16 protein-coding genes and 1 pseudogene are annotated in these 25,729 nt (G+C 68.8%); 16 read left to right on the top strand and 1 reads right to left on the bottom strand.

Annotation, left to right across the window (positions count from 1 at the left end; translation table 11 throughout):
* Positions 1-58: 58 nt before the first annotated feature.
* From rpoB to AC4PMY_RS04425, 3 genes are all read left to right on the top strand, one after another.
* Complete coding sequence (gene rpoB / locus AC4PMY_RS04435; protein ID WP_064296731.1) at positions 59-3,550, top strand: DNA-directed RNA polymerase subunit beta; 3,492 nt, start codon at positions 59-61, stop codon at positions 3,548-3,550.
* Between the two features lie 45 nt (positions 3,551-3,595).
* A complete protein-coding gene (locus AC4PMY_RS04430) occupies positions 3,596-7,477 on the top strand; it encodes a DNA-directed RNA polymerase subunit beta' (protein ID WP_064296730.1) in 3,882 nt (1,293 codons plus the stop codon).
* 172 nt (positions 7,478-7,649) lie between these two features.
* Positions 7,650-8,417 carry a hypothetical protein gene (locus AC4PMY_RS04425; protein ID WP_064296729.1) on the top strand — a complete coding sequence of 256 codons (768 nt, stop codon included), beginning with the start codon at positions 7,650-7,652 and terminating at the stop codon, positions 8,415-8,417.
* A 110-nt stretch (positions 8,418-8,527) separates the two neighbouring features.
* On the opposite strand, the gene AC4PMY_RS04420 is transcribed toward AC4PMY_RS04425, so the two are convergent.
* Entirely contained in the window at positions 8,528-9,523 is a 996-nt protein-coding gene (locus tag AC4PMY_RS04420) for an amidase domain-containing protein (RefSeq protein ID WP_064296728.1), read from the bottom strand.
* A 261-nt stretch (positions 9,524-9,784) separates the two neighbouring features.
* On the opposite strand from AC4PMY_RS04420, the gene AC4PMY_RS04415 reads away from it, so the two are divergent.
* The 13 genes and pseudogenes from AC4PMY_RS04415 (at position 9,785) to AC4PMY_RS04355 (ending at position 25,726) form a co-directional block, all read left to right on the top strand.
* Positions 9,785-10,813, top strand: coding sequence for a hypothetical protein (locus AC4PMY_RS04415; protein WP_064296727.1), 1,029 nt, complete (start codon positions 9,785-9,787; stop codon positions 10,811-10,813).
* 2 nt (positions 10,814-10,815) lie between these two features.
* Positions 10,816-11,304 carry a DUF6121 family protein gene (locus AC4PMY_RS04410; RefSeq protein ID WP_079001681.1) on the top strand — a complete coding sequence of 163 codons (489 nt, stop codon included), beginning with the start codon at positions 10,816-10,818 and terminating at the stop codon, positions 11,302-11,304.
* Between the two features lie 128 nt (positions 11,305-11,432).
* Entirely contained in the window at positions 11,433-12,758 is a 1,326-nt protein-coding gene (locus AC4PMY_RS04405; protein ID WP_491622083.1) for an FHA domain-containing protein, read from the top strand.
* A gap of 132 nt (positions 12,759-12,890) precedes the next feature.
* A complete protein-coding gene (locus AC4PMY_RS04400) occupies positions 12,891-13,169 on the top strand; it encodes a hypothetical protein (protein WP_139205334.1) in 279 nt (92 codons plus the stop codon).
* Complete coding sequence (locus AC4PMY_RS04395; protein WP_064296723.1) at positions 13,169-15,562, top strand: hypothetical protein; 2,394 nt, start codon at positions 13,169-13,171, stop codon at positions 15,560-15,562. Before AC4PMY_RS04400 ends, AC4PMY_RS04395 begins: the two co-directional genes overlap by 1 nt.
* Positions 15,549-16,169 carry a hypothetical protein gene (locus tag AC4PMY_RS04390; protein ID WP_175484348.1) on the top strand — a complete coding sequence of 207 codons (621 nt, stop codon included), beginning with the start codon at positions 15,549-15,551 and terminating at the stop codon, positions 16,167-16,169. Before AC4PMY_RS04395 ends, AC4PMY_RS04390 begins: the two co-directional genes overlap by 14 nt.
* A 48-nt stretch (positions 16,170-16,217) precedes the next feature.
* Positions 16,218-20,738: a type VII secretion EssC family protein gene (locus tag AC4PMY_RS04385; RefSeq protein WP_491622082.1), complete on the top strand. Its 4,521-nt coding sequence runs from the start codon at positions 16,218-16,220 to the stop codon at positions 20,736-20,738.
* A 121-nt stretch (positions 20,739-20,859) separates the two neighbouring features.
* Entirely contained in the window at positions 20,860-21,156 is a 297-nt protein-coding gene (locus tag AC4PMY_RS04380) for a WXG100 family type VII secretion target (protein WP_056008215.1), read from the top strand.
* Positions 21,157-21,272: 116 nt separating this feature from the next.
* A pseudogene (locus AC4PMY_RS04375) lies at positions 21,273-21,773 on the top strand (hypothetical protein); the annotation flags it as partial.
* The gene (locus AC4PMY_RS04370) at positions 21,773-22,717 is read left to right on the top strand and encodes a hypothetical protein (RefSeq protein ID WP_491622081.1); all 945 of its coding nucleotides are present in this window, start codon (positions 21,773-21,775) and stop codon (positions 22,715-22,717) included. The pseudogene AC4PMY_RS04375 and the gene AC4PMY_RS04370, both read left to right, overlap by 1 nt.
* A complete protein-coding gene (locus tag AC4PMY_RS04365) occupies positions 22,714-24,360 on the top strand; it encodes a hypothetical protein (RefSeq protein ID WP_491622080.1) in 1,647 nt (548 codons plus the stop codon). Before AC4PMY_RS04370 ends, AC4PMY_RS04365 begins: the two co-directional genes overlap by 4 nt.
* Positions 24,360-24,908, top strand: coding sequence for a hypothetical protein (locus AC4PMY_RS04360; protein ID WP_064296717.1), 549 nt, complete (start codon positions 24,360-24,362; stop codon positions 24,906-24,908). The genes AC4PMY_RS04365 and AC4PMY_RS04360 overlap by 1 nt, the downstream gene beginning before the upstream one ends.
* Positions 24,905-25,726, top strand: coding sequence for a PP2C family protein-serine/threonine phosphatase (locus AC4PMY_RS04355; protein WP_491622079.1), 822 nt, complete (start codon positions 24,905-24,907; stop codon positions 25,724-25,726). The genes AC4PMY_RS04360 and AC4PMY_RS04355 overlap by 4 nt, the downstream gene beginning before the upstream one ends.
* Positions 25,727-25,729: the final 3 nt, after the last annotated feature.

Raw genomic sequence — 25,729 nt, 5'->3', positions numbered from 1 at the left:
AGTAACTCCACTGACGACCAGTAACTCGGCCCCCAACAGGCCTCCGGAGGTTATCCCCTTGGCTGCTGCGCGCAACGCAACCACCAACTCACCCAAGAACGGCCGCGGAGCATCCCGCCTCTCGTTCGCGAAGATCACCGACACGCTCACGGTTCCAGACCTCCTGGCTCTGCAGACCGAGAGCTTCGACTGGCTGGTCGGCAACGACGTGTGGAAGGCACGCGTCGCAGAAGCCACCCAGGCCGGCCGACAGGACCTGCCCACGAAGAGCGGCCTCGACGAGATCTTCGAGGAGATCTCGCCCATCGAGGACCTCGGCGAGACGATGCAGCTCTCCTTCGCCAACCCGTACCTCGAGCCCGAGAAGTACTCCATCGACGAGTGCAAGGAGCGCGGCAAGACGTACGCGGCCCCGCTCTACGTCGAGGCCGAGTTCATGAACCACCTCACCGGTGAGATCAAGACGCAGACGGTCTTCATGGGCGACTTCCCGCTCATGACCGAGCGCGGTACCTTCATCATCAACGGCACCGAGCGTGTCGTCGTCTCGCAGCTCGTCCGCAGCCCGGGCGTGTACTTCGAGTCGGCTCAGGAGAAGACCTCCGACAAGGACATCTTCTCCGCTCGCGTCATCCCGAGCCGCGGTGCCTGGCTCGAGTTCGAGATCGACAAGCGCGACCAGGTCGGCGTCCGCATCGACCGCAAGCGCAAGCAGTCCGTCACCGTGTTCCTCAAGGCGCTCGGCATGACGAGCGAGGAGATCCTCGAGGAGTTCAAGGGCTACGAGTCGATCGAGCTCACCCTCGAGAAGGACACGATCCTCACCAAGGAGGACGCGCTCCGCGACATCTACCGCAAGCTCCGTCCGGGCGAGCAGGTCGCTGCCGAGGCCGCGCGTGCGCTCCTCGACAACTTCTACTTCAACTCGAAGCGCTACGACCTCGCGAAGGTCGGCCGGTACAAGATCAACAACAAGCTCGGTCTCGACAAGCCGCTCAGCGACTCCGTCCTGACGACCGACGACATCGTCGCCACGATCAAGTACCTCGTCGCCCTGCACCGCGGAACGGCCACCCTCCCGGGTGTCCGCAACGGCAAGCCCGTCGACCTCCGTCTCGACACGGACGACATCGACAACTTCGGCAACCGTCGCATCCGCGCCGTCGGCGAGCTCATCCAGAACCAGGTCCGCACCGGTCTGTCCCGCATGGAGCGCGTCGTCCGCGAGCGCATGACCACGCAGGACATCGAGGCCATCACGCCGCAGACCCTGATCAACGTGCGCCCCGTCGTCGCCGCGATCAAGGAGTTCTTCGGGACCTCGCAGCTGTCGCAGTTCATGGACCAGAACAACCCGCTCGCGGGTCTGACCCACAAGCGTCGCCTCTCGGCGCTCGGCCCCGGTGGTCTGTCGCGTGAGCGTGCAGGCGTCGAGGTGCGAGACGTCCACCCGTCGCACTACGGCCGCATGTGCCCGATCGAGACCCCGGAAGGCCCGAACATCGGCCTCATCGGTTCGCTCGCATCGTTCGCGCGGATCAACTCGTTCGGTTTCATCGAGACCCCGTACCGTCGCGTCGTCGACGGCCGGGTCACCGAGGACATCGACTACCTGACCGCGATGGAAGAGGACAACTACATCGTCGCGCAGGCCAACGCTCCGCTGAAGAGCGACGGCCACTTCCAGGAGGACCGCGTCCTCGCCCGGAAGAAGGGCGGCGAGGTCGACCTCATCCCGTCCGAGGAGATCGGCTACATGGACGTCTCCCCGCGCCAGATGGTGTCGGTCGCGACCTCCCTCATCCCGTTCCTCGAGCACGACGACGCGAACCGCGCACTCATGGGTGCCAACATGCAGCGTCAGGCCGTCCCGCTCCTCATGTCGGACTCGCCGCTCGTCGGTACCGGTATGGAGGGCTACGCAGCCATCGACGCGGGTGACGTCGTCACCGCCGACAAGGCCGGCGTCGTCCAGGAGGTGTCGGCCGAGTCCGTCACCATCCAGCTCGACGAGGGTGGCACGCAGACCTACTACCTGCGCAAGTTCGACCGCTCCAACCAGGGCACGAGCTACAACAACCGCGTCATCGTCTCCGAGGGTGCACGCATCGAGGCCGGCGAGGTCATCGCCGACGGCCCCGCCACGGAGAACGGCGAGCTCGCGCTCGGCAAGAACCTCCTCGTCGCCTTCATGACGTGGGAGGGTCACAACTTCGAGGACGCGATCATCCTCAGCCAGAACCTGGTGAAGGACGACGTCCTCTCCTCGATCCACATCGAGGAGTACGAGGTCGACGCCCGCGACACCAAGCTCGGCAAGGAGGAGATCACCCGTGATCTCCCGAACGTCAGCCCGGAGCTGCTCAAGGACCTCGACGAGCGCGGCATCATCCGCATCGGTGCCGAGGTCCGCCCCGGCGACATCCTCGTCGGCAAGGTCACGCCGAAGGGTGAGACCGAGCTCTCCGCCGAGGAGCGCCTGCTCCGCGCCATCTTCAACGAGAAGAGCCGCGAAGTCCGCGACACCTCGCTGAAGGTCCCCCACGGTGAAGCCGGCACGATCATCGCCGTCAAGGTGTTCGACGCACAGGACGGCGACGACGAGCTCGGCTCGGGCGTCAACCAGCGTGTGGTCGTCTACATCGCCCAGAAGCGCAAGATCACCGAGGGCGACAAGCTCGCCGGCCGTCACGGCAACAAGGGTGTCATCGCGAAGATCCTGCCCGTCGAGGACATGCCGTTCCTCGAGGACGGCACGCCGGTCGACGTCATCCTCAACCCGCTCGGCATCCCCGGTCGAATGAACTTCGGTCAGGTCCTCGAGATCCACCTGGGGTGGATCGCGAAGCAGGGCTGGAACGTCGAGGGCAAGCCCAGCTGGGCCAAGAAGCTCCCGGCTGCCGCGCACTCGGCCGAGCCGAACACCAAGGTCGCGACCCCGGTGTTCGACGGCGCCTCCGAGGAGGAGATCGCCGGTCTGCTCGACTCGACCAACGTCACCCGCGACGGCGACCGCCTCATCGGTTCCTCCGGAAAGGCCCGTCTGTTCGACGGCCGCTCCGGCGAACCGTTCCCGGCACCGGTCTCGGTCGGCTACATGTACATCCTCAAGCTGCACCACCTCGTGGACGACAAGATCCACGCGCGTTCGACGGGTCCGTACTCGATGATCACGCAGCAGCCGCTCGGTGGTAAGGCTCAGTTCGGTGGACAGCGCTTCGGTGAGATGGAGGTCTGGGCCCTCGAGGCCTATGGAGCCGCGTACGCGCTCCAGGAGCTCCTGACCATCAAGTCCGACGACATCCTCGGCCGCGTCAAGGTGTACGAGGCCATCGTCAAGGGCGAGAACATCCAGGAGCCGGGTATCCCCGAGAGCTTCAAGGTGCTCATCAAGGAGATGCAGTCGCTGTGCTTGAACGTCGAGGTCCTCTCGGCCGACGGCACCGCGGTGAGCCTGCGCGACACCGACGACGACGCGTTCCGCGCCGCCGAGGAGCTCGGGATCAACATTTCCTCCAGGTTCGAGTCGTCGTCCATCGACGAGATCTAAGCCTGACCACTGTAGAGACTGACGAAACCTTTCATAGGAGATACATTGCTCGACGTCACAACTTTTGACGAGCTTCGCATTGGTCTGGCCACCGCAGACGACATCCGTGCCTGGTCGCACGGAGAGGTCAAGAAGCCCGAGACCATCAACTACCGCACCCTCAAGCCCGAGAAGGACGGTCTGTTCGGTGAGCAGATCTTCGGTCCTTCCCGCGACTGGGAGTGCGCCTGCGGCAAGTACAAGCGGGTCCGCTTCAAGGGCATCGTGTGCGAGCGCTGCGGTGTCGAGGTCACGAAGTCGTCGGTGCGCCGTGAGCGCATGGGCCACATCGAACTCGCCGCCCCGGTCACGCACATCTGGTACTTCAAGGGTGTCCCCTCGCGCCTCGGCTACCTGCTGGACATGGCGCCCAAGGACCTCGAGAAGGTCATCTACTTCGCGGCCTACATGGTCATCGATGTGGACGAGGACGCACGTCACCAGGACATGCCCGGCCTTGAGAACGAGCTCCGTCTCGAGATCAAGACCCTCGGCGACCAGCGCGACTCGCGCATCGCAGACCGCCTGAAGAAGCTCGAGGACGACCTCGTCGCCCTCGAGGAGGAAGGCGCCAAGAGCGAGCAGAAGCGCCGCACCAAGGACGCCGCCGAGAAGGAGATGAGCCAGACCCGCAAGTCCTACGACGAGCAGATCGCTCACCTCGAGCGCGTCTGGGAGGACTTCCGCAACCTCAAGGTCGGCGACCTCAAGCCCGAGGACTCCGTGTTCCACGAGCTTCAGGACCGCTTCGGCCTGTACTTCGAGGCCTACATGGGTGCCGAGGCGGTCAAGAAGCGCCTGCTGTCCTTCGACCTCGCGGCCGAGTCCGAGCTGCTCCACCACCAGATCGCGGAGGGCAAGGGTCAGAAGAAGATCCGCGCCATCAAGCGTCTGCGCGTGGTCAACTCGTTCCTCATCACCGGCAACTCGCCGGCGGCGATGGTCCTCGACGTGGTCCCGGTCATCCCGCCGGAGCTCCGCCCGATGGTGCAGCTCGACGGTGGCCGCTTCGCGACCTCCGACCTCAACGACCTCTACCGTCGTGTGATCAACCGCAACAACCGTCTGCGTCGTCTGCTCGACCTCGGGGCTCCCGAGATCATCGTCAACAACGAGAAGCGGATGCTGCAGGAGGCCGTCGACGCACTGTTCGACAACGGTCGTCGTGGTCGCCCCGTCACCGGTACCGGCAACCGTGCCCTGAAGTCCCTCAGCGACATGCTGAAGGGCAAGCAGGGTCGATTCCGCCAGAACCTGCTCGGCAAGCGCGTCGACTACTCGGGCCGTTCGGTCATCATCGTCGGCCCGCAGCTGAAGCTGCACCAGTGTGGTCTGCCCAAGCAGATGGCGCTGGAGCTCTTCAAGCCGTTCGTCATCAAGCGCCTGATCGACCTGAGCCACGCTCAGAACATCAAGGCCGCGAAGCGCATGGTCGAGCGCAGCCGTCCCGAGGTCTGGGACGTGCTGGAGGAGATCATCCGCGAGCGTCCCGTGCTGCTGAACCGTGCGCCAACGCTGCACCGTCTCGGCATCCAGGCGTTCGAGCCTCAGCTCGTCGAGGGCAAGGCCATCCAGCTGCACCCGCTCGTCTGCGCCGCGTTCAACGCGGACTTCGACGGCGACCAGATGGCTGTCCACCTCCCGCTCTCCGTCGAGGCCCAGGCCGAGGCGCGCATCCTGATGCTCGCGTCGAACAACATCCTGAAGCCGTCCGACGGCCGTCCGGTCACCCTGCCCACGCAGGACATGATCATCGGTCTCCACCACCTGACCACCCTCAAGGAGGGTGTCGAGGGTGAGGGCCGTGCCTTCTCGTCCGTCGCCGAGGCCATCCTCGCGAAGGACCAGGGCTCGCTCGACCTCAACGCCAAGGTGCGCATCCGTCTGACCGACGTGACGTTCGCCGAGGGCACGGGTCCTGAGGGCTACGAGGGCTCGGGTGTCGCACTCGTCGAGACGACCCTCGGTCGCGCACTCTTCAACGAGGCGCTGCCGGCGGACTACCCCTACGTGGAAGACGTGGCGGACAAGGGCAAGCTGTCCTCGATCGTCAACGACCTCGCGGAGCGGTACCCGAAGACGGTCGTCGCCGCCACGCTCGACAACATCAAGGACGCCGGTTTCCACTGGGCGACGCGTTCCGGTGTGACCGTTGCGCTCAGCGACGTCCTGACCCCGCCGAACAAGCGCGAGATCGTGCAGGGCTACGAGAAGCAGGCCGCCAAGGTCCAGAGCCAGTTCGACAAGGGTCTGACCACGGATGCCGAGCGTCGTCAGGAGCTCATCAAGATCTGGACGGAGGCCACCGAGAAGGTCGCCGAGGCCATGCGCGCGAACTTCCCGGCGGACAACACCATCAACCGCATGGTGTCGTCGGGTGCTCGTGGTAACTGGCTGCAGATCCGCAACATCGCGGGTATGCGAGGCCTGGTGAACAACCCGAAGGGTGAGATCATCCCTCGCCCGATCATCTCCTCCTACCGTGAGGGCCTGTCGGTCGCGGAGTACTTCATCGCGACCCACGGTGCTCGTAAGGGTCTGGCCGACACGGCGCTCCGTACCGCCGACTCGGGATACCTCACGCGTCGTCTCGTCGACGTCTCGCAGGATGTCATCATCCGCGAAGACGACTGCGGCACGACCAAGGGTCTCGAGCTCGCGATCGCGAACGTCGACAGCTCCGGTGAGCTCGTGCGCGACCCGAACGTGGAGAACTCCGTGTTCGCCCGTTCGCTGGCCGCTGCTGCGGTGGGCCCGAAGGGTGAGGTCGTCGCCGAGGCCGGCGAGGACGTCGGTGACGTGCTCATCGACAAGCTCGTCTCCGCGGGTGTCGAGAACATCAAGGTGCGCTCGGTCCTGACCTGCGAGTCGACCGTCGGTGTGTGTGCAGCCTGCTACGGCCGCTCGCTCGCCACGGGCAAGCTCGTCGACATCGGCGAGGCCGTCGGCATCATCGCGGCCCAGTCGATCGGTGAGCCCGGTACCCAGCTGACGATGCGTACCTTCCACACGGGTGGTTCGGCATCGGCGGACGACATCACGCAGGGTCTGCCCCGCGTGCAGGAGCTGTTCGAGGCTCGTACCCCCAAGGGTGCGACCCCGATCGCCGAGGCCGCCGGTCGCATCACGATCGACGAGAACGACAAGGCTCGTAAGGTCATCCTGACGCCCGACAACGGCGACGAGCCGGTCGTCTACCCGGTGCTGAAGCGCGCGGTCCTCCTCGTCGAGGACGGACAGCACGTCGAGCTCGGTCAGAAGATCCACGTCGGTGCGGTCGACCCCAAGGAGGTTCTGCGCGTGCAGGGCGTCCGCGAGGTCCAGAAGCACCTCGTCGGTGGCGTCCAGGGCGTGTACCGCTCGCAGGGTGTCCCGATCCACGACAAGCACATCGAGGTCATCGTGCGCCAGATGCTGCGGAAGGTGACCGTCGTCGACCACGGCGACACCGACCTGCTGCCCGGCGAGCTCGTCGACCGCCTGCGCTACGCCGAGCTCAACCGCTCGGCCGTGTCGGAGGGTCGTCGCACCGCATCGGCCCGCCAGGAGGTCATGGGTATCACCAAGGCGTCCCTCGCGACCGAGTCGTGGCTGTCGGCCGCTTCCTTCCAGGAGACCACGCGTGTCCTCACGCAGGCCGCCATGGAAGGCAAGAGCGACCCGCTGGTCGGCCTCAAGGAGAACGTCATCATCGGTAAGCTCATCCCGGCCGGTACCGGCCTGGCGCGCTACCGCAACGTGACGGTCGAGGCCACCGAGGAGGCGAAGGCGGAGCGTTACCCGAACCGCATCTTCGGTGAGGACGGCGCGTTCAACGAGTCCGACCTGAGCTTCGTCGACTTCGACAGCTTCAGCTCCGACGACTTCACCCCCGGTAACTACAACTAGGGCTGAACGACTCACCCGGAGGGCCCGTCCCGATCGCTTCTCGATCGGGACGGGCCCTCCGTCGTTCGTTCGCCCATTCCTGGGCGAACAAGCGCTCGTTCGCCCAGGAATGGGCGAACGAATCGAGTACCGGTGAGTTGTGTGGCGGGACTCCGCACGACATGCTGGTCCGATGAGTGATCAGCCCGAGCAGCCCACCGGCCAGTTCCAGCCGCTGGAGCCGGACGCGACTCCGGCGCAGCCAGACGTCCGCTACGGTGCTCCGGCACCCAAGCGGAAGCGCAATCCCGTCGTCATCGGTCTGAGCGTGCTCGCCGGTGTGCTGGCGATCGCGCTCGTCGTGGTCATCGGCCTCCTGGTCGTCGGCCCGGGCGGTACCCCTGCCGCCGACTCGACCCGTACACCGAGTGCGACGGCGACCGCCGGCTCCTCTCCTGCTCCGACCGCGACCGACGCCGCGGAGACGCCCGCTGCGCCGGTGCGTCCGACCGAATGCACCCAGCTCTTCCCCGCCGGCTACATCGAGTCGCTGACGGCGGACGGCTTCCTCGAGTTGAATCCCGCCTGGTCGCAGCCGCTGTTGTCCGAGAGTTTCGGGTCGAACGACGAGGCCTTGGTGGCCTTGCTCACCCCGACGGACCGACTCACGTGTGACCTCACGAAGGCGAGCGGTGCCGGTGAGGTCTTCATTCTCACGAACGTGGCCCAGGTGGAGGGGGACGTCCAAGCGGCGGCGGAGGCCAGGATGTCCGAAGCCGGGTTCACCTGTTCCGAGGAGACCGGCGGGACGATGTGCTTCACGGAACGCGCGGACCCCTCAGGGAACACCGTCGGTGAGCGCCATTTCCTGCGTGACGGCACCTGGGTGGCCACCCGCTGGGCGAATGTCGCCATCACGGGGTGGACGCAGACCATCGTCTCGACGCTGTTCCCCGCCTGACAGGTCCTCCCGTTCGCAACTCAGGACGCGCGCGGTGTGTCCCGCCCACGAGGCGGTGAGTCGGGTCGGCGCGCTGGCGCTGCCCTGAGTTGTGAACCGGGCGGGACCAGCTAGGCGATGCTCCAGTAGTACACGGAGGCGCCGGGGTGGATGACGGTGATCGCCTCGTCCACGGTGCGGTAGTCGGTGTCGTCGGTGTGTCCCGCGTAGTACACCTGGGTGCCGGCGTCGGTGGTCTCGACCTTCGACACGATGCCCGTGTGGTCGCGGTCCCCGCTGTTGTCCCAGTCGAACTGCACGATGTCACCGACCTTGACCTGGTCGCGCTGCGTGTCGTCGAGAGCGGTGGCGAGGTCGGGGTGCTCCTCGACGTAGTTCATGAAGAACGTCGAGCTGACCCAGGCCTTCGAGAAGTCGAAGTCGTCTCCGGTCCCCTCGGCCCACCAGTCCTCGTCCATCGTCCACCCGCGTTCCAGCAGACTCTGGCTGGCGAAGTTCGCGCAGTCGGTGTCGACCAGGGAGCCGTATTCAGCCAGGTTGTAGTCGTTCCAGTGCGTGAACACGTAGGCCATCTGCGCGTCGACGGGGCTCGTGATGTCGTAGCTGTAGTTCAGCGCATCACCGTCGACCCGGAGATCGTCCGCGTAGACGGCGATGCCGACGTCGGCGGGGGAGAAGCCGGTGGCTGCCGGCACGGCGACGGTCACCTCGGTGCTCGTCGCCGACAGGATCCGGGCTTCCTCCTCGCCGAACACGACGCGGGTCACGCCGTCCACGTCGACACCGCTCACGGTCAGGGTGCTCCCGCCTGCGACGGATCCGGTCGTGGCGGAGATCGCGGTGACCGCCGTGGCGTTGACCGTGGAGGCCGGGACCGTGGACGTCGTCCCGCCCAGAGCCTGCGCGGCCGGCTCGGATCCGGTCGCGTCGGAGTGCTGCAGCGCGATCGGGGTGATCACCGCGGTGGCGAGGAGGAGGACGGCTCCGGCAGCGGTGCCGGCGACCACGCGTCGCGCGCGCAGGGGGAGGGCGCGGTAGCGGGAGGAGAGCCGCCTGAAGGGGGAGCGGGAATCCACGTGACGGTCATGGGGGAGTTGCTCGGGCATGGGGCCTTTCCGGGGGATACGCCGTGGGGGATCGGCGTCGCGGGATCGGCAGTGATCCGACAGATGGCTGTTCGAGCTTCCACCCAACCGCACGGAGCTGAGGGGACCGTTTCCTCCGGATATGAATCGGACCTGAATCGGGTCGACGGGAGTGAGCGAGTCCCGGCGAGGTTGCCGGGCATCCGCGTCCCGGCTTGCTACCGTGGCGAGCGGAGCGCCGTGAGGGCGCTCCTGAACTGGCTTCCGCCGAAGGAGTACGCGATGAGCACCCAGAACCCCGAGCCCGGATCGCCCACCGACCCGAGCACTCCGGCGGCTGCCCAGACCGCGTCTGGCTCCGCGCGTCCCACGACCGCGGCCGAACAGCCCGCGGCCGAGCGGCCCGTGGCCGAGCGGGACATCCTCTCCGAGGACACCGTGCAGCAGGACACCATCACCACGGCGGACGGCGTCGGGGCGGACCCGGTCGTCGACGACCGCCGGGTCGCAGACCGCGCCGACACGGCCTCGGACGCCGGGGTGCGCGAGACGCGTCCCTACCAGCCGCACACGCCGCAGCGTGCGTACTCGAACATCGACTTCGACGACGACGACACCGCCGGTACCCCGACCTCGACCACCCGGCAGGCCGACACCGGTGCCCACCCGTACCCCGCGGCAGCCTACGAGCCGGTCGCCCGCTCCGGCGCGACCGCGACTGCCACCGCCGCGGAGACCGAGCAGCAGCAGGCCTTCCCGCTGTACGTCCAGGCACCGTCCGAGCCGGAGGTCCGCGGCAACCGCGGCTTCGGCATCCTCATCGGTCTCCTCGGCACCATCATCTTCGCCGGCCTCTACGCAGCAGCCGTCGCGGGCCTCCAGCTGGTGCTGGAAGGCGACGGCACGTTCGTCGAGAACCTCATCCAGATCGCCACCAGCTGGCCGTTCCTCATGGCCGCCGCAGGCTTCTTCCTGGCCTGGGTCGTCACCGCGACCATCGTGAACCGTTCCGGCTGGGTGCACTGGGTGCTCGGCGGCTTCATCATCGGCCTGGTCGTCTTCCTCGCGTGGGTCGGCGGGTTCCTGATCCAGGAGCGCGCGTGGACGCTCAGCATCGACGAGATCCTCGCCGAGGTCACCGGTGTCGCCTTCACCTTCGGGCCGGTCCTCGCCTTCGTCGTCGCCCGTGAGATCCCCGTCTGGCTCGGTGGTTGGATCGCCGCACGCGGACGCAAGGTGCGCGAGGCGAACATCGAGGCCCGCGCCGAGTACGAGCGCGTCCTCGAAGCCGGACCGACGACCGCCCGCTGAGCATGACCGGTGACGCGGACGGAGCACGTGGCCCCTGGTGGGTCGCCCCGTTCGCAGCGGTCACCTACGTGGCGCTCGTCGTCTGCGCCTTCGGGTTCATCAGCCTGCTGGCGGACCTCGACGTCGTGACCGACCGGGACGCCGGCCCGCTGACCGGTCCGCTCATGGTCGTGGTCGCCACGATCGTGGTCCTCTGGGCGATCATCCGTGAGACGCGCCGCACACCGCTGCGCGTCTCGGTCGGGTCGGCGGTCCTCGCCGGGCTACTCGCCTGGCTCGCCTACGGGGTGAGCGGCGGCGTGTTCGACGCGATCGCCAGCCGGGACGGAGCGGACGCCGCCGCCTTCGCGGTGACGACGCTGACCGGACCGTTCTCGGTCACCGTGGGTGTGCTCGCGCTCGTCATCGTCCTCGCGGCCGCCGCTGTCGCGACGTCGTCGACCGGGCGGCGCCCGACCCCGCGCTGGCCCTGGGAGCACGACGCGCGGTGAGCCGATGCGACGTCCACCCGGGGCCGCTCGCGAGGTGCACCGCCCGTCCCTCCCCACGAGGGCGACGGCGTAGGCGATAATCGATCCGTTGCCGTCGTCGGCCGACGGCGCTTGGGGAGGAACCACCGATGAGATCACCCGACCTGACCGACACCGGTCTGGATCTCGACCTCGCGGGGACCGCCGACGACGTCGTCGCCCTCGTCCAACGTGCGGTCGCCGCCTCCGGTGAGGATGCTCAGCAGACCAGGCACTACGTCGCGATCGACGGTGGGACGAGCGCGGACATCCGGTTGCGGGTCGTCTCGGTCGACGACCCCGCGCCACTGCTCGCGTTCGCGATCACGACCGCCCCGTCCGCGCGCGGTACGGCGGCGGCGACCTTCATCATGCAGCACGGCGTCCAGAAGCGCCGGCGTCAGCGCTCGTTGCTCGGACAGGAGCCGTTCCTGAGCTTCCTGCGCGCGCTCGCCGAGCTGGTCTCAGAGTCCGATCCCGGCGCGTCCGCCACCCTGCGCGTGCACGGCACGCGCACCGAGCTCGCTCCGCGTCCGGCGGAAGCACCGACCAGCGCAGACGCTGGGCCTGCGGCGACACTCGCGAACATGCCCGTCATGGGCGGAGCGGTCTCCGCGGGCTGGTCTCAGACGGTGACCGACGCGTCGACCCCGTCCCCTGCCACGGCTCCCGACGTCGCGATCCCGAGGGATGCCGATCCGGCGCCGGCCTCCGACACACCGGCAGCCGAGCCTCCGGCCCCCGAACCCGCCGTTCCCGAGGCACCGGTGATCGGGGTCCCGACTCGCACCACAGGGGCTCCCGAACCACAGTCAACCCCGTCGAGTTCCGCGCCCGTGCCGTCGCCGGTCGTCGTCGAGCCACCGACTCCTGCAGCACCGCTCCGTGAGCCGCAGGCAGCGCCCGCCCAGACGCGCGCTCCGGCCGCGTCGACGTCCTCCGTCCCGCCCGAGCTGCAGATCACCGTGCCCCCGGGTCTGATCGCCGGCGCTCCGATCGCCCCGGAAGCGCCCGACGTGCCCGCCGGTGCCTCGGCGCGAGCCATCGAGCGGGAGCCGGTCCATGCCGACCTCGGCGCGACGGTCGTCTCCGCATCGCTGCGAGCGGGGGACTTCGCGCTGGAGCTCCCCGACGGCGAGCGCATCCCGCTCCGCGGGCCGATCCTGCTCGGACGCAACCCTGCGGCGCGGCCCGAACAGCCCGACGCCGAGCTGCGCTCACTCGTCGACCCGCGGATGTCCGTCTCGAAGACGCACACGGTCGTCGTCCCCGGTCGGCGGTCGCTCCGCGTGACGGACCTGCACTCCACGAACGGCACGACCATCACCGATGCGTCCGGCGCGGTCACCGTCTGCCAGCCGGGCGAGGCCTACGTCGTGGAAGCCGGTTCGACGATCGGGATCGGAGAGTTCCCGATCCGCGTCGTGGTCGGCTGACGGGCCTCCGGGGCATGGGGAGTGCTCCCCATCGTCGTCACCCGCGCTCTCGGTTACGCTGAACGACGTACCCGCTGAGGAGCCATCGGCGGGCGGCGCAGGTCCACTGCGCCGGTGTCACGAAGGGGAATGATGAGCGAGCAACCACTCGTCGTCGACGGGGACCAGATCCTGGCCGTCGCCGCACCACTGACACCCAGCGGGTCCGGCCTGCCGCAGAACGTCCCGCTCGACTTCTCCGGCAGCTGCAGCAGCACGGTGACCGCCGCGGCGGAGAGCTTCGCGATGTACATCTCCGTGCACGTGGCCCTCGCCGGCGGAGCGATGGTCGAAGCCGGTCGCGCGGCGAGCGACATCGTGACCGCCTGGGAGCAGACCGACGCACAACTGAACCCCGGAGGAGAGGGCTGATGGCCAACTGGACTGCTGACGATCCGGGGCGGATCGACTCTGGCGCGCTCGGCACCACTGCGACGACCATCCAGACGACCGAGACGAGTCTGACCGAGGCACGCACGGTCGCGGTCACCGCTCAGGGTGGCATCTCAGACGCCATCTGGAGCGGCGACGCCGCGACCGCCTGGGTGTCCTCCCTCTCGACCCCCATCGGCAAGATCGACGCGATCACCCCGGCGATGGCTGCGGTGCGCGACGCGATCGCCACGTACACGACCACGGTCGACGACATCAAGACCCGTGCGACGAGCTACACCGAGATGATCTTCCAGGCCAACATCTCCGCCAACCAGACCTATCTCGACCCGATGGGTGGGCCGACGCCCGAGCAGCAGATGCAGCGCGACCAGGTCCACCAGGCGGCCGTCGCCGATCGGCAGAGCGCGCAGCGCCTCCTCGACGCCCTGTCGGAAGAGCGCCAGGCCGCCGACGATGCGCTCGCGTCGGCGCTGTCTTCACCGGGTGGTGACAACTGGGACCGGCAGCAGGCCGCCCTCGCGGCCATCGGCATCACCTCCGCATCCGACCTCACCCCGTCCGCCGTCGCCCGCGGCATGGCGGAGATGGCGGCCGAACTCGGGAACGGCACGTTCGAGACCGATCTCGCGGCACAGCTGCAGTCGCTGTACGCGCTCTACGGCAACGACCCGTCCGTCATGGCGCAGATGAATCTGGCGCTCGGCGGCGAGGACCTCATCTCGCTCATCAGCCGGATCGACGACGCCGGTGCGAACGGGTGGATGACCCCGGCAGCGGCGCTGCTCCTTGCACAGTCCGTCCGCGGTGGTCTGTCCGTCGGATCCCAGCGTTGGACCGACGCGGTCGGCCAGAACTTCGCGCAGGAGCTCTACGACGGTTCCGCGTCCGTTCATGGCACGGAGAGCTGGACGAGCCTCGCGTTCCTGTTCGGCGATGAACAGGACAACCCGATCGGAGAGACGACGACGGTCGGTCTCGCGAACATCGCCGACGAGATGGAGCGCGGTCTGCCCGGCGCGCACGAGGGCATGTACGGACCCGCCCAGGGCGTCATGGGCCCCGGCGGCTTCCTCAGCCTCGCCGAGGCGGAGCAGGCCGGCTACGACGTCAACCGCCTGGGCGACTGGACCTCGCGGGTCTTCAGCACGCTGGGTGAGTACCCCGAGGCCGCCATGGACTGGCTGACCTCGACGGAGCAGGACCCGTACCGCGACGCGCCGCTGTATCCGGACGAGCCCTATGAGAGCAATGAGCTCGGCGCGAACCGTCTCGAGTACTGGTTCGGTCGCCGGGACTCTGGACTCGACGGATTCGAAGGCGTCCTCGCCCTGTGGGCTGGAGCCGAGTCGATCCCCGGAGGCCCCGCCGACCCTGCTGGTGCGGACCCGGATGCGTACACGCGTGTCGCCACGCTCTCACACGATGTCATCGAGCGCCTCGTCGGCAACCCCCGTGACGCGGAGGTCGGTGAGTACGTGCCCGGGAACGACGCGTTCGACGGCAATTCCATCTCCGACCTCGGTGCGGTCAAGCTCGTCGAAGCGTTGTCCTATCAGTTCCCCGGTCTGATCGAGCGTCCCATCGCGGGCGAGCCCATCGGGATCGAGGGCGAGGACATGCCGAGCACGAACCCCTCCTCGATGTTCGGCATCGACGGACTCGACGAGTTCGACTACGCGAACCTGTCCAAGGAGGCGCTGGCGAAGGTGTTCGGTGTCGCAGGCCAGAACGACGCCGGAGCCGCAGCCCTCGACACCGTCGTCGCCCACTATCAGGAAACGTTGAGCGCGACCGTGCAGACGGGGCTGTCCGACCCGGGTGAGGCGTCGAAGCGCATCATGGCGCTGCAGGGCCTCCTCGACGGGTCGACGGACGGTGTGGCCCTGGATGCAGCGGCGGATCGCGATGCCGCAGTCGAGAGTGCGCTCGGGCTGGTCGAGACGGGCGTCGGCTTCCTCCCCATCCCCGGACTGGACAAGCTCGTCGGCGTGACCGGCGATGCCGTCATCGATCACCTGGTCAGCAGCGGATCAGGGTACGTGACCGGTCAGCTCGTCGGGGCGGCCAAGGACGTCGGGCTGTCGACGTGGGGCGCGGCCGAACAACAACTCCTCAACCAGCAGGGCGAGCTCGAGATCCCGCGAGAGCGCGCGGCGGCGGTCACGCTCGGTCTGTTCCTCTACGACACGTTGCAACCGGCCGGCATGCCGGATCCCTCCACCATGGATCCTGAGGAGCAGTTCGCTTGGGCCTCGGATCCCGACACCATGGACGCGTTCGACGAGCTGCTGTCTCATCGGGACATCGAAGAACTGCAGGGCGACTACTCGAATGCTTATGCAGCGTTCAACGCACATGGCCAGCGGTAGTCGTCTTGGCGGTGTCGCCCTGCTCGCGGCGCTCCTCATGTCCTTGACCGCCTGTACGCCTCCGCCACAGCAGCCACAGCCGTATCCCGACGTGCGGTGGGACGGTGGAGCCCCGACCGAATTCGCAGACTCGGAATGGGTGATGGCCGTCCGTGCTTCGCTCGAGGCACAGGCGGTCGCCCGGAATCGCAACGACTTCACGATCAAGCAGCTCGTGGACACGACCGGGCCGGATCTTCGTGATCGACTGTCAGCATCAGCGGTCCGTACCGTGAGCGCCGGCGAGGTGACTCGTCTCCTGCCAGGTCCCTGGCCATTCACCCCGGTGGTCGTCGATGCGGACGGATCCGGGAAGGCGGAGGTCACGGGCTGCCTGGCGACAAAGTGGGCGAACGACGCTGGAACACCGCCACCGTCGTTCGGAGCGGTCGGGATCACCTACCGCCTCGAACAAGCAAGTGGATCGATCCGTGTCATGTCGACCGCCGGCGCCGATCTGGACTGCTCGCAGACCGAGTTGCCGGTCGGGGTGTTCGATCCGGCGCCGACGCCGAGCGGCGTCACCTCGATCGACGACATCGTCAGGGCAGAACCGGACGCTCGCTAGGCTGATCGGGGTCGCGCCCAGCGACCCGCACTTCCAAGGGGATCCTGCATGCGCATCAAGCTGACGTTGACCAGGCCGTCGGGCTCGTCCGCCGACATCGTCGTGACGACGGACGCGGCGGCGAGCATCGCGGAGGTCGCGTCGACCATCGCGCGCGTCGACCCGCAGGGGCCCGACTCCGCGAACGCCGACTTCACGCTGCACGCCCGCCTTCCCGGCTCGACCGAGACCCTGCCGCTCCCGCCGGAGGCCCCGATCGGTGAGGCGTGGGTCGGTTCGGGTGCCGTCATCGAGCTCGCCGACGCGGGCGTCTACTACTCCGCGGCGCGCACCGGTCAGGCGCCGGCCGTCGCGGTGGTGCGGGTCCTCTCCGGCGATGACGCCGGCCGTGAGTTCACCCTGCCGGCCGGCAGCTGGACCATCGGTCGCGAGGCGAGCTGCGACATCGTCCTCGACGATCCGCTCGTCTCGAAGCGGCACGCACGCCTCGAGGTCGGCGGCGAGATCGAACTCGTCGACCTCGGCGCGGCCAACGGCATCGTCGTCGACGGCGGCATCGTGCCCCGACTCAAGGTCATCGAACCCGAGCGCGTGCTCATCGGCGACACCGAGGTCGAGATCGGGTTCGCCGGGACCGTCGGCCGTGCGGGCGTCGTCCCGAAGGCCGGGCCCGTGTACTTCAACCGCTCGCCGCGCGTCGAACAGCGCTACGCGGGGGAGACCTTCCCCGCCCCCGAGCCGCCGACCGAGCGCGAGAACCAGCCGTTCCCGCTCCTCGGCATGCTGACGCCGATGCTCCTCGGTGGCGCGATGTACTTCTTCACGAAGAACCCGCTGTCGCTCATCTTCATCGCCATGACGCCGCTCATGCTCATCGGCAACTACTTCACCGGTCGCGGGCGCAACAAGCGCAAGCTCAAGCAGCAGATCAAGATCTTCGACGAGCGGCTCGAGTCCCTCGGCAAGCAGCTCGCGGCCGAGCGGGAGATCGAGCACGACGTCCGCATGCGCGAGGCACCGTCCACCTCGGAGGCGCTCAAGCACGCGCTCACGCGTGGGCCACTGCTGTGGACCAGGCGCCCCGAGCACTGGTCCTTCCTGAACCTCCGGCTCGGCGTCGGCACGATGCCGTCGAGGAACGAGGTCTCGGCGAAGGCTCGTGACAGCTTCCTGCCGGAGTTCCAGGAACGGCTCGAGAAGCTCAAAGATCAGTACGCGACCGTCGCCGACGTCCCCATCATCGACAACCTCTACGACGCGGGCGCGCTCGGCATCGCCGGTTCACCGCAGACCGCCGGGGGAGCGGTGAACGGCATCCTCGTGCAGCTCACCGCCCTCCACTCGCCGGCCGAGGTCGTCGTCTCGGCGATCGTCTCGCCCGCGTGGTCGAACGCCCTCTCCTGGGTCAAGTGGCTCCCGCACGCGTCGTCGCCGAACAGCCCGCTCGACGTCGGCCACCTCGCCGACAGCGTGTCGAGCGGCAACCTGCTCCTGGCAGCGATCGAGGAACTCGTCCAGACCCGCCTGCAGGCGGCCAGGGCCGGCGACGCCCGACGTGGAGCCATCTCCGAGAAGCAGGCCGCCCAGGAGCGCGGCGCGGAGATCGGGACCAAGAGCTCCAATGACACCGGCACGAAGTCCCCGATCCCCGCGATCGTCCTGCTCATCTCCGACGACGTCGGCGTCGACCGCGCACGCCTCGTCCAGCTCGCCGAGATCGCGGCGGACGCGGGTGTCTTCCCGATCTGGATCGCCGACGACGTCGTCTCGCTGCCGGCCGCCTGCCGCACCTTCCTGCAGGTCCCGGAGGCCGGCGCCGGCGTCGACGCACCCGCGACGGTCGGCATGGTCCGCCTCGGCTACTCCGTCGACGACGCCCGCCCGGAGTTCGTCGACCCCGTGACGGCCCTCGACTACGCCAGGCGCATGGCGTCCGTGATCGACGCCGGTGCCCTCGTCGAGGACTCGAGCGACCTCCCGCGGTCGGTGTCGATGGTGACGCTGCTCGGGCCGGAGCTCACGACCTCGAGCGACGCCGTGGTCGACCGCTGGCGGCAGAACTCCTCGATCCACGACCGCACGCCCGGGCTCCCGCCGAAGCCCCGCCGGGCGGGCCAGCTGCGCGCGACCGTCGGATCGGGCGGTGTCGACGCCATGCACCTCGACCTCCGATCCCAGGGCCCGCACGCCCTCGTCGGCGGGACGACGGGTGCCGGTAAGAGCGAGTTCCTACAGGCCTGGGTGCTCGGGATGGCGGCCGAGTACAGCCCCGACCGCGTCTCGTTCCTCTTCGTCGACTACAAGGGCGGTTCGGCCTTCGCGGATTGCGTGACGCTCCCGCACTGCGTCGGACTCGTCACCGACCTCAGCCCGCACCTCGTCCGCCGGGCGCTCACGAGCCTCCGGGCCGAGCTGCACTTCCGTGAGCACCTGCTCAACCGGAAGAAGGCCAAGGACCTCCTCGAGCTCGAGAAGCGCGGCGACCCGGACTCGCCGCCCGCCCTCGTCCTCGTCATCGACGAGTTCGCGGCGCTCGTCGGCGAGGTCCCGGAGTTCGTCGACGGTGTCGTCGACATCGCCCAGCGCGGTCGCTCCCTCGGGATCCACCTCATCATGGCGACCCAGCGGCCCGCCGGTGTCATCAAGGACAACCTGCGCGCCAACACCAACCTCCGTGTCGCACTGCGCATGGCCGACGAGTCCGACAGCCAGGACGTGGTCGGCGTCAAGGACGCGGCGCACTTCGACCCGGGCGTGCCTGGGCGTGGCATCGCGAAGACCGGCCCCGGCCGCCTGAGCATCTTCCAGTCGGGCTACGCGGGCGGTTGGACGAGCGACGAGCCCAAGCGCTCCGACATCGAGGTCCGTGAGCTCCGGTTCGGCGGCGAGACGCGTTGGGAGGAGCCCCGCGCGGCCGACGCCGAGGAGGAGCGCGACCTCGGCCCCACCGACCAGCAGCGGCTCGTCGCGAGCATCATCGCCGCAGCCGACCGTGCGTCCATCCCGGCGCCGCGACGACCCTGGCTCGACGAGCTCGCGCCCGTCTACGACCTCAGCAAGCTCCGTCAGCGGTCCGATGCCGAACTCCTCATCGGTGTCGCCGACCTCCCGGACTCGCAGGAGCAGCGTCCGGTCTACTTCCGGCCGGACGTCGACGGCCACATCGCCGTGTTCGGCACCGGTGGCTCGGGCAAGAGCACCGTCCTGCGGACCCTCGCGACGGCGGCCGGCATCACGCCGCGTGGTGGTCCGATCGAGGTGTACGGCCTCGACTTCGGCGCGGGCAGCCTCCGCATGCTGGAGGCGTTGCCGCACGTCGGCTCGATCATCCCCGGCGACGACCAGGAGCGCGTCATCCGACTGCTCCGCCGGATCAAGGAGATCGTCGACGAGCGCAGCGTCCGGTACGCCGAGGCGAACGCGTCCTCCATCACCGACTACCGCCGCGTCTCGGGTCGCAACGACGAGCGCCGCATCCTGTTGCTCGTCGACGGCTTCCAGTCCTTCCGGCAGGAGTACGAGACGACGCTCGGCCTGTCCTCCTGGTACACGCTGTTCCAGCAGCTCATCACCGACGGCCGCCAGCTCGGCGTGAACATCGCGTTCTCGGCCGACCGCCCGGGCTCCGTGCCGACGAACATCAGCTCCGGTGTGCAGCGACGCGTGGTGCTGCGCCTCGCCGACGAGACCGGCTACCAGCTCCTCGGGGTGCCGAAGGACATCCTCGGCCCCGAGTCGCCCGCCGGCCGGGCGATCGTCGACGGCCTCGAGGTCCAGGTCGCGATCCTCGGCGGTTCGCCGGTGCTGTCGGACCAGTCGGTCGCGACGGTCCGGCTCGCGGAGGCCATGTCCCGCGCGGGAGCCACGATCACGGCCCCGCCGATCGGCGCACTGCCGAAGGAGATCGAGGCGCGCGAGCTGCCTGAGCGCGTCGGCGACCGCCCCGTACTCGGCATCGGCGACGCCGACCTCGCACCGATCGGCTTCGACCCGACCGGCGCGTTCCTCGTCGGCGGCCCTCCCGGCAGCGGTCGGACGAACGCCGTCGCATCCCTGGTCGGCGCCATGCGACGCTTCGATCCGGCGACGCGCTTCGTCTATTTCGGCTCCAAGCGCTCGGAACTGCTGCGGGAGCTTCGCTTCGACGAGTCGGCCGTCACCCCGGAGACGATCGCCGAGCAGGCGAAGGCGCTGTCCGCGGCGATCGCGGCCGAGACGGTGACCGGCCGGACGGTCGTCGTCATCGAGACGCTGTCGGACTACCTCAACGGCATCGCCGACCCACCGCTGGTGGAGCTCATCAAGGCCATCAAGCGCAGCGACCATCTCGTGATCGCCGAGAACGAGGTGTCGGGATGGTCGTCGTCCTGGCCGCTCATGGGTGAGATCAAGAGCGCCAGGCGGGGCATCCTGCTGCAGCCGGAGCAGATGGAGGGCGATCTCGTCCTCCGGACGACCTTCCCCCGGCTCGCGCGCAAGGACTTCCCGCAGGGGCGCGGAATGTACGCGAACCGCGGTGCGCTGTCGCGCGTGCAGCTGCCGATCGCGCCCGAGTTCCCCGTCGCCTGAGCGGCGTCGTCCCCGGATGGGGACTGCATGGGGAGTGCTCCCCATGTGCTCCCGCGAGGCGTTGTGGTTACATGATGAAGGCACCGACGGTGCCGGTGACCACAACGAAGGAGCAAGACTCATGGCCAACATCAACGTCAACTACAGCGAGATCAAGCAGGCCGCCGTCAACCTGACGACGGGTAAGGGCGAGGTCGAGACCACGCTCAACCGCCTCCAGACCCTCATCAACAACCTCGTGTCCTCCGGGTTCCAGACCGACACCGCGTCCGGCACCTTCAACGAGACCTACACGGCCTTCACGCAGAGCGCGACGGTCACGATCCAGCACCTCGACAAGCTGTCGGGCTACCTCAACAACGCTGTGACCACGCTCGAGCAGACCGACGCAGCGCTCGCTGCCGGCGCCGGCCAGTAGTCACCACCGTCGGCTTCGCTCTGCGCGCCCTCCCGACCACGTGTCGGTGAGGGCGCGCGGTTTTTCCGGCGAAGGCGACCCACGGCGACAGCGAGGCAGCATCACCCGACGAGGAGCGAGCAGTGTACGGCGACACCCAACAGATCCGCCTCCGCGCGACGGAGCTCCGAACCCTCGCGACCGAGGTCGGTGGCCGTGCCGGAGACCTCCGCTCGGCGGCCGAGCTCGCGTGGACCTCCACCGCGGCGGAGACCTTCATCGAGCAGCTCGGCACCCGGGCGGTCTCGCTCGAGAACTCGGCGACGCAGCTCGACGACGCCGCTGACAAACTCGACGCGCACGCGACCGCCGTCGAACACGTGAAGCAGCTCATCGAGGACGCCGCGCGCTGGGTGGGCGACCGCTGGAACGACGCGGTGAACCTCGTCTCCGGTGCGGTCGAGACCGTGAAGGACGGTGCCGCGAAGGTGTTCGAGTTCTTCGGCCAGGAGGTTCCGGACTTCCTCGTGCACCAGGCCAAGGACATCGTCGCCTCCACGCCATCGCTGCCGACCCCCGGTGACCGCAGCTGGTTGGACCTTGCAGACCTCTACCGCAGCCGAGGATGGACCCCCTGATGCCCATGACCCGTACCCGCCCGGCTCCGGCCGCGGCAGCCTTCCTGCTGACCGCGGACGAACTCCACGTCCTGGAGCACCGCACCCCGCACATCGTGCTGCCACCCGCCTTCCACAGCGAATGGGGTTCGGAGGTGTCGCCCGCCGACGTCCGTGAGCGCGAGCAGCGAGCCGTCGCGGGGCTCCGGGAGCGGCGACTCCTCGCCCGCGGCGACGACAGCCTCCCGGACGACCTCACCGCTGACGTCGATCCCGATTTCGCCGCCTTCCTGTCGATGCCGCAGTTCGCGACGGCGGCCGTCGACGCCTCCTGCTGGACCCTCGACCGGACGGCGATCCAGTCCGTCTCCGTGATCGGCGCGCACGCCCTGGCGCTGTTGCGGACGCAGCGGGTCGACCACTCGGACGCGTCCGTCGCCGAGCACGGCACGGCCGCGCGCGACGAGGACGCCGTCGAGATCCGCGCCTTCGACACTGCCGGGCTGGCCCAGCAACTCCTGCGGCCCCTCTCCGCGCTCCACGACGTCCCGGACGTGCGGGGTCGTTCGACCGACGTGGTCGTCCTCCCGCTCTCGGACGCCGAGGCGCTCGTCCTCGCGCTCCGCCAGGACCGACCGGACGTCGTCGGCGCGGTCGTCGAACAGCTCCACAGCCCGGAGGCCGCAGTGCTCCTCGGCGGCGTCACCCGGCGGATCGACGGCGGCTTCCGGCTCGATGCGCTCTCCCGGAGCGGGGAGCCCATGAGACGGTGGACGGACACGTGGCTCCGCGGTGCCGACGGCTGGGTCGCCGTGTCGGTCGACACGCCGGACGTCGAAGCGGCGGGTATGGACCCGACCACCGTCGCCGAGGGGACCCGGGTGTCGATCCGGGCCGTCCGTCGCGCGGACATCGTCGCCGAGGTGTTGGCTATCGCCGCGGCCATCCAGGGAGCACGCGCATGAGCGGGATCACGGTCTCCGGCGGTACTGGAGGCGTCGGCGCGAAGCTCGACGACATGCGGCTGCAGGCACAACAGCTGTCCACGCTGTCGACCGAGCTGATCGGGCGCTCGGGAACCGCGGCCGCGAAGGCGGTCGACGGCGACCTCCTCGAGTCGATCATCCTGTCACCGGTCACCGGGGCGGCCGCGGAAGGCGCCATCGTCCTCGCTTCCGGTTCCCTCCTCCTCGTGGCGACCGAGACCGGCGTCTCCGCCGTCTTCCTCGAGGGTGCCGTCGTCGCCTACGAGACCGCGGACCAGCTGATCGCCGCAGCGACGGTCGCCCTCCACAACGGTGTCGCCTTCGTCGTCGGCGTCCTGGCGGTGCCGGTCGGCGTCGTCGTCGCGGCGGGCGCCGCAGTGGTCGGCGGGGCGTGGATGCTCGGCGTCGCCGGTGGCAACGTGGTCCTGGAGGGCGTGGAGTCGCTGGTCGACGGCGCGCAGCAGACCATGGACCAGATCGGCGACAACCCCTGGCTGCTGCTCTCGCCGGCCGGTGTAGCCGGACTCTTCGCGACCAACTCGATCTCGGCGTACTCACCGCAGGACGTGGTCGACCGTACGGCCAAGACCTACTCGGAGGCGCTCGAGAATCTCCAGGAACTGGCGGCGCTCGGGAACACCGTGCTCGGCGAGAACGCCTGGCTCGTCGACGTCCTCACGGACGGGGCACCCGGCCTGCTGACCGGTCTCGCGTTCGTCGGCAACGTGATCCCCGGGTTCAACGGGCTGATGACCGCGTTCACCGGGCAGGTCTGGCCACCGCTCACCAACGAGCAGGCGGTGGCGGCGATCGCGGGCGGCGGGAACCGGTTCGGGCTCTTCGAGGACGGCTCCGCCAGCCTGTCGGTCGGACACGATGGAAGCCCCCGGGGGATCCCGGTCCTGCACGGAGACGTCCGCGGCATCGGTGACCTCATGGGAGGGTCCAGCGCCATCGACAGCATCGGCGGCGAGGAGTTCAGCGACATCAGGATCGTCGAGACGGCCGGCCCACCCAAGTCGTTCATCGTCCAGATCCCGAGCACGATGGTCTGGAACCCCGATGCCGGGTCGGCTGCGAACGACTCGACATCCGACGTCGTCGCGATGCAAGGTGAGCAGACCGCGCTGGCGGCGGCGGTCCTCGATGCGATGCGGGCCCAGGGCATCTCGCCGACCGATCCGGTCATGCTCGAGGGCTTCAGTCTCGGGGGCATCACGGCCGGTCTGATCGCTTCCGACCCGTCTGTGCCGTTCAACATCACCCATGTCGTCACAGCGGGTTCGCCCATCGCGCGCTACGACATCCCCGACGACGTCGAGGTGCTGTCGCTCGAGTTCGAGGAGGACCCGGTCGCGCGCCTGGACGGCCGTGAGAACCCGGACAGCGCCAACTGGACGTCTGTCCAGGGTGACGCCCCCCGGCTCGTCGATCCGGAGAGCGGCGAACTGGAACCGCACGAGCCGGGCATCGCGTCGTCGCACAGCTCGCGCCGGTACGAGCAGTTCGCCGACGAGGTCAGCCGCGCCGGTGATCCGAGTGTCGACGCGTTCCTCGATTCTGCGGGAGGATTCTTCAGCGGCGAACAGACCGTTGTGGACTATCACGGAAGGCGGAACTGATGCATCGGATCCTCAGTGTCGTGGTCGTCTCCGTCGTGCTGACCGGCCTGCTCGCCGGTTGTGCGCTGCTGCCCGGCGCCCGGCGGCCCGCGTCGACCGGGGCGCCCGGGCCTTCGTCCGAACAGGCGCGATCGACCGATGAGGCGATCGCGGCCATCGAGGAGGTGACCGGTGTGGCGGCGCGGATCTCGCCGGCCAACGACGGTTCCACGCGCTATCTCGCGGTCAACCTCGAGTTGGATGAGACCTACGATGCCGGTGTCGTCCCCGAGCGGCGTGCGAACCGCGACGCGGCGCTGCTCGACTTCGTCCTCGCCCAGGTCTGGTCGCAGACCGAGGACGCCCCGGAGCGCTTCGTGACGCTCAGGGTCACCGGTGCCGGTCGCGACACGGCGTGGGTGACGGACACCCTGACGACGCTCGGTGTCGCGACGATCCCCTACGGCGGCGACGTCGTCTCCTTGCGTGGTGTCGATCTCGACGACCGATACGGCACCTGGCCCGGCGAAGTCCCAGCGCTTCCGGACGACCTGGCAGGAGAGGGATGACGACGATCGAGACCGCGCGGTCCACGCACACCCTGCGCAGTGAGGGGCGGACCGACACCGGCCTGGTCCGACGCCTGAACGAGGACGCGTTCTACGCCGGCGCGCCCGCCTTCGTCGTCGCGGACGGCATGGGCGGGCACGAACGCGGCGAGGTCGCGAGCCGTGAGGTCGCGGCGGCGCTCGAACGTGGCATCCCCATCGGTGTCCCGACGACGACCGAGGCGGTCGTGACCACGATCGTCGCCGCCAACGCGGTCATCCGCGGCATCCCCACGCCGAACGGGGTCATCGGCACGACCGTCGCGGGCCTCGCGCTCGTGGCGCTGTCGCCGCAGACCGACCTCCATTGGATGGTGTTCAACGTGGGGGACTCCCGGGTGTACACCTGGGCCGACGGCGCACTCCGTCGGATCACCGTCGACCACTCGGCCGTGCAGGAACTCGTCGACGCCGGCTCCATCACGGAGGCGGAGGCGCGCGAACACCCCGATCGCAACATCGTGACGAAGGCGATCGGCGTCGAGGCCGGCATCGACCCGGACGTCTGGCTCCTTCCCGTCGTCGGGCGGCAGCGGTTCCTGCTCTGCTCCGACGGGCTCACCGGCGAGCTGTCCGACGAGCGGATCGCCGAGGTCCTGTCGCAGGGCTTCGAGGGAGCGGCAGACCGCCTCGTGGAGCTCGCGCTGGCCGCCGGTGGGCGGGACAACGTGACCGCACTGGTCGTCGACGTCGTGTCGACCTCGCTGATGTCCAGCGGCCCCGGCTACGATGACGCGGGTGGTCTCGGGTATCTTGAAGAGACGATGCCGCGAGGCTAGAGG

The sequence above is a fragment of the Plantibacter sp. MDV22-iso1 genome (assembly GCF_058408345.1).
The sequence above is the reverse complement of the archived record's forward strand: the minus strand, read 5'-3'. Positions and strand labels throughout refer to the sequence as shown.

Coding starts and splice junctions, on each gene's coding strand:
- AC4PMY_RS04405 (WP_491622083.1), top strand. CDS start 11,433: ATGAGATCACCCGACCTGACCGACACCGGTCTGGATCTCGACCTCGCG.
- AC4PMY_RS04390 (WP_175484348.1), top strand. CDS start 15,549: ATGGCCAGCGGTAGTCGTCTTGGCGGTGTCGCCCTGCTCGCGGCGCTC.
- AC4PMY_RS04365 (WP_491622080.1), top strand. CDS start 22,714: ATGAGCGGGATCACGGTCTCCGGCGGTACTGGAGGCGTCGGCGCGAAG.
- AC4PMY_RS04370 (WP_491622081.1), top strand. CDS start 21,773: ATGCCCATGACCCGTACCCGCCCGGCTCCGGCCGCGGCAGCCTTCCTG.
- AC4PMY_RS04425 (WP_064296729.1), top strand. CDS start 7,650: ATGAGTGATCAGCCCGAGCAGCCCACCGGCCAGTTCCAGCCGCTGGAG.
- AC4PMY_RS04360 (WP_064296717.1), top strand. CDS start 24,360: ATGCATCGGATCCTCAGTGTCGTGGTCGTCTCCGTCGTGCTGACCGGC.
- AC4PMY_RS04380 (WP_056008215.1), top strand. CDS start 20,860: ATGGCCAACATCAACGTCAACTACAGCGAGATCAAGCAGGCCGCCGTC.
- AC4PMY_RS04355 (WP_491622079.1), top strand. CDS start 24,905: ATGACGACGATCGAGACCGCGCGGTCCACGCACACCCTGCGCAGTGAG.
- AC4PMY_RS04415 (WP_064296727.1), top strand. CDS start 9,785: ATGAGCACCCAGAACCCCGAGCCCGGATCGCCCACCGACCCGAGCACT.
- AC4PMY_RS04385 (WP_491622082.1), top strand. CDS start 16,218: ATGCGCATCAAGCTGACGTTGACCAGGCCGTCGGGCTCGTCCGCCGAC.
- AC4PMY_RS04395 (WP_064296723.1), top strand. CDS start 13,169: ATGGCCAACTGGACTGCTGACGATCCGGGGCGGATCGACTCTGGCGCG.
- AC4PMY_RS04400 (WP_139205334.1), top strand. CDS start 12,891: ATGAGCGAGCAACCACTCGTCGTCGACGGGGACCAGATCCTGGCCGTC.
- AC4PMY_RS04410 (WP_079001681.1), top strand. CDS start 10,816: ATGACCGGTGACGCGGACGGAGCACGTGGCCCCTGGTGGGTCGCCCCG.
- AC4PMY_RS04420 (WP_064296728.1), bottom strand. CDS start 9,523: ATGCCCGAGCAACTCCCCCATGACCGTCACGTGGATTCCCGCTCCCCC.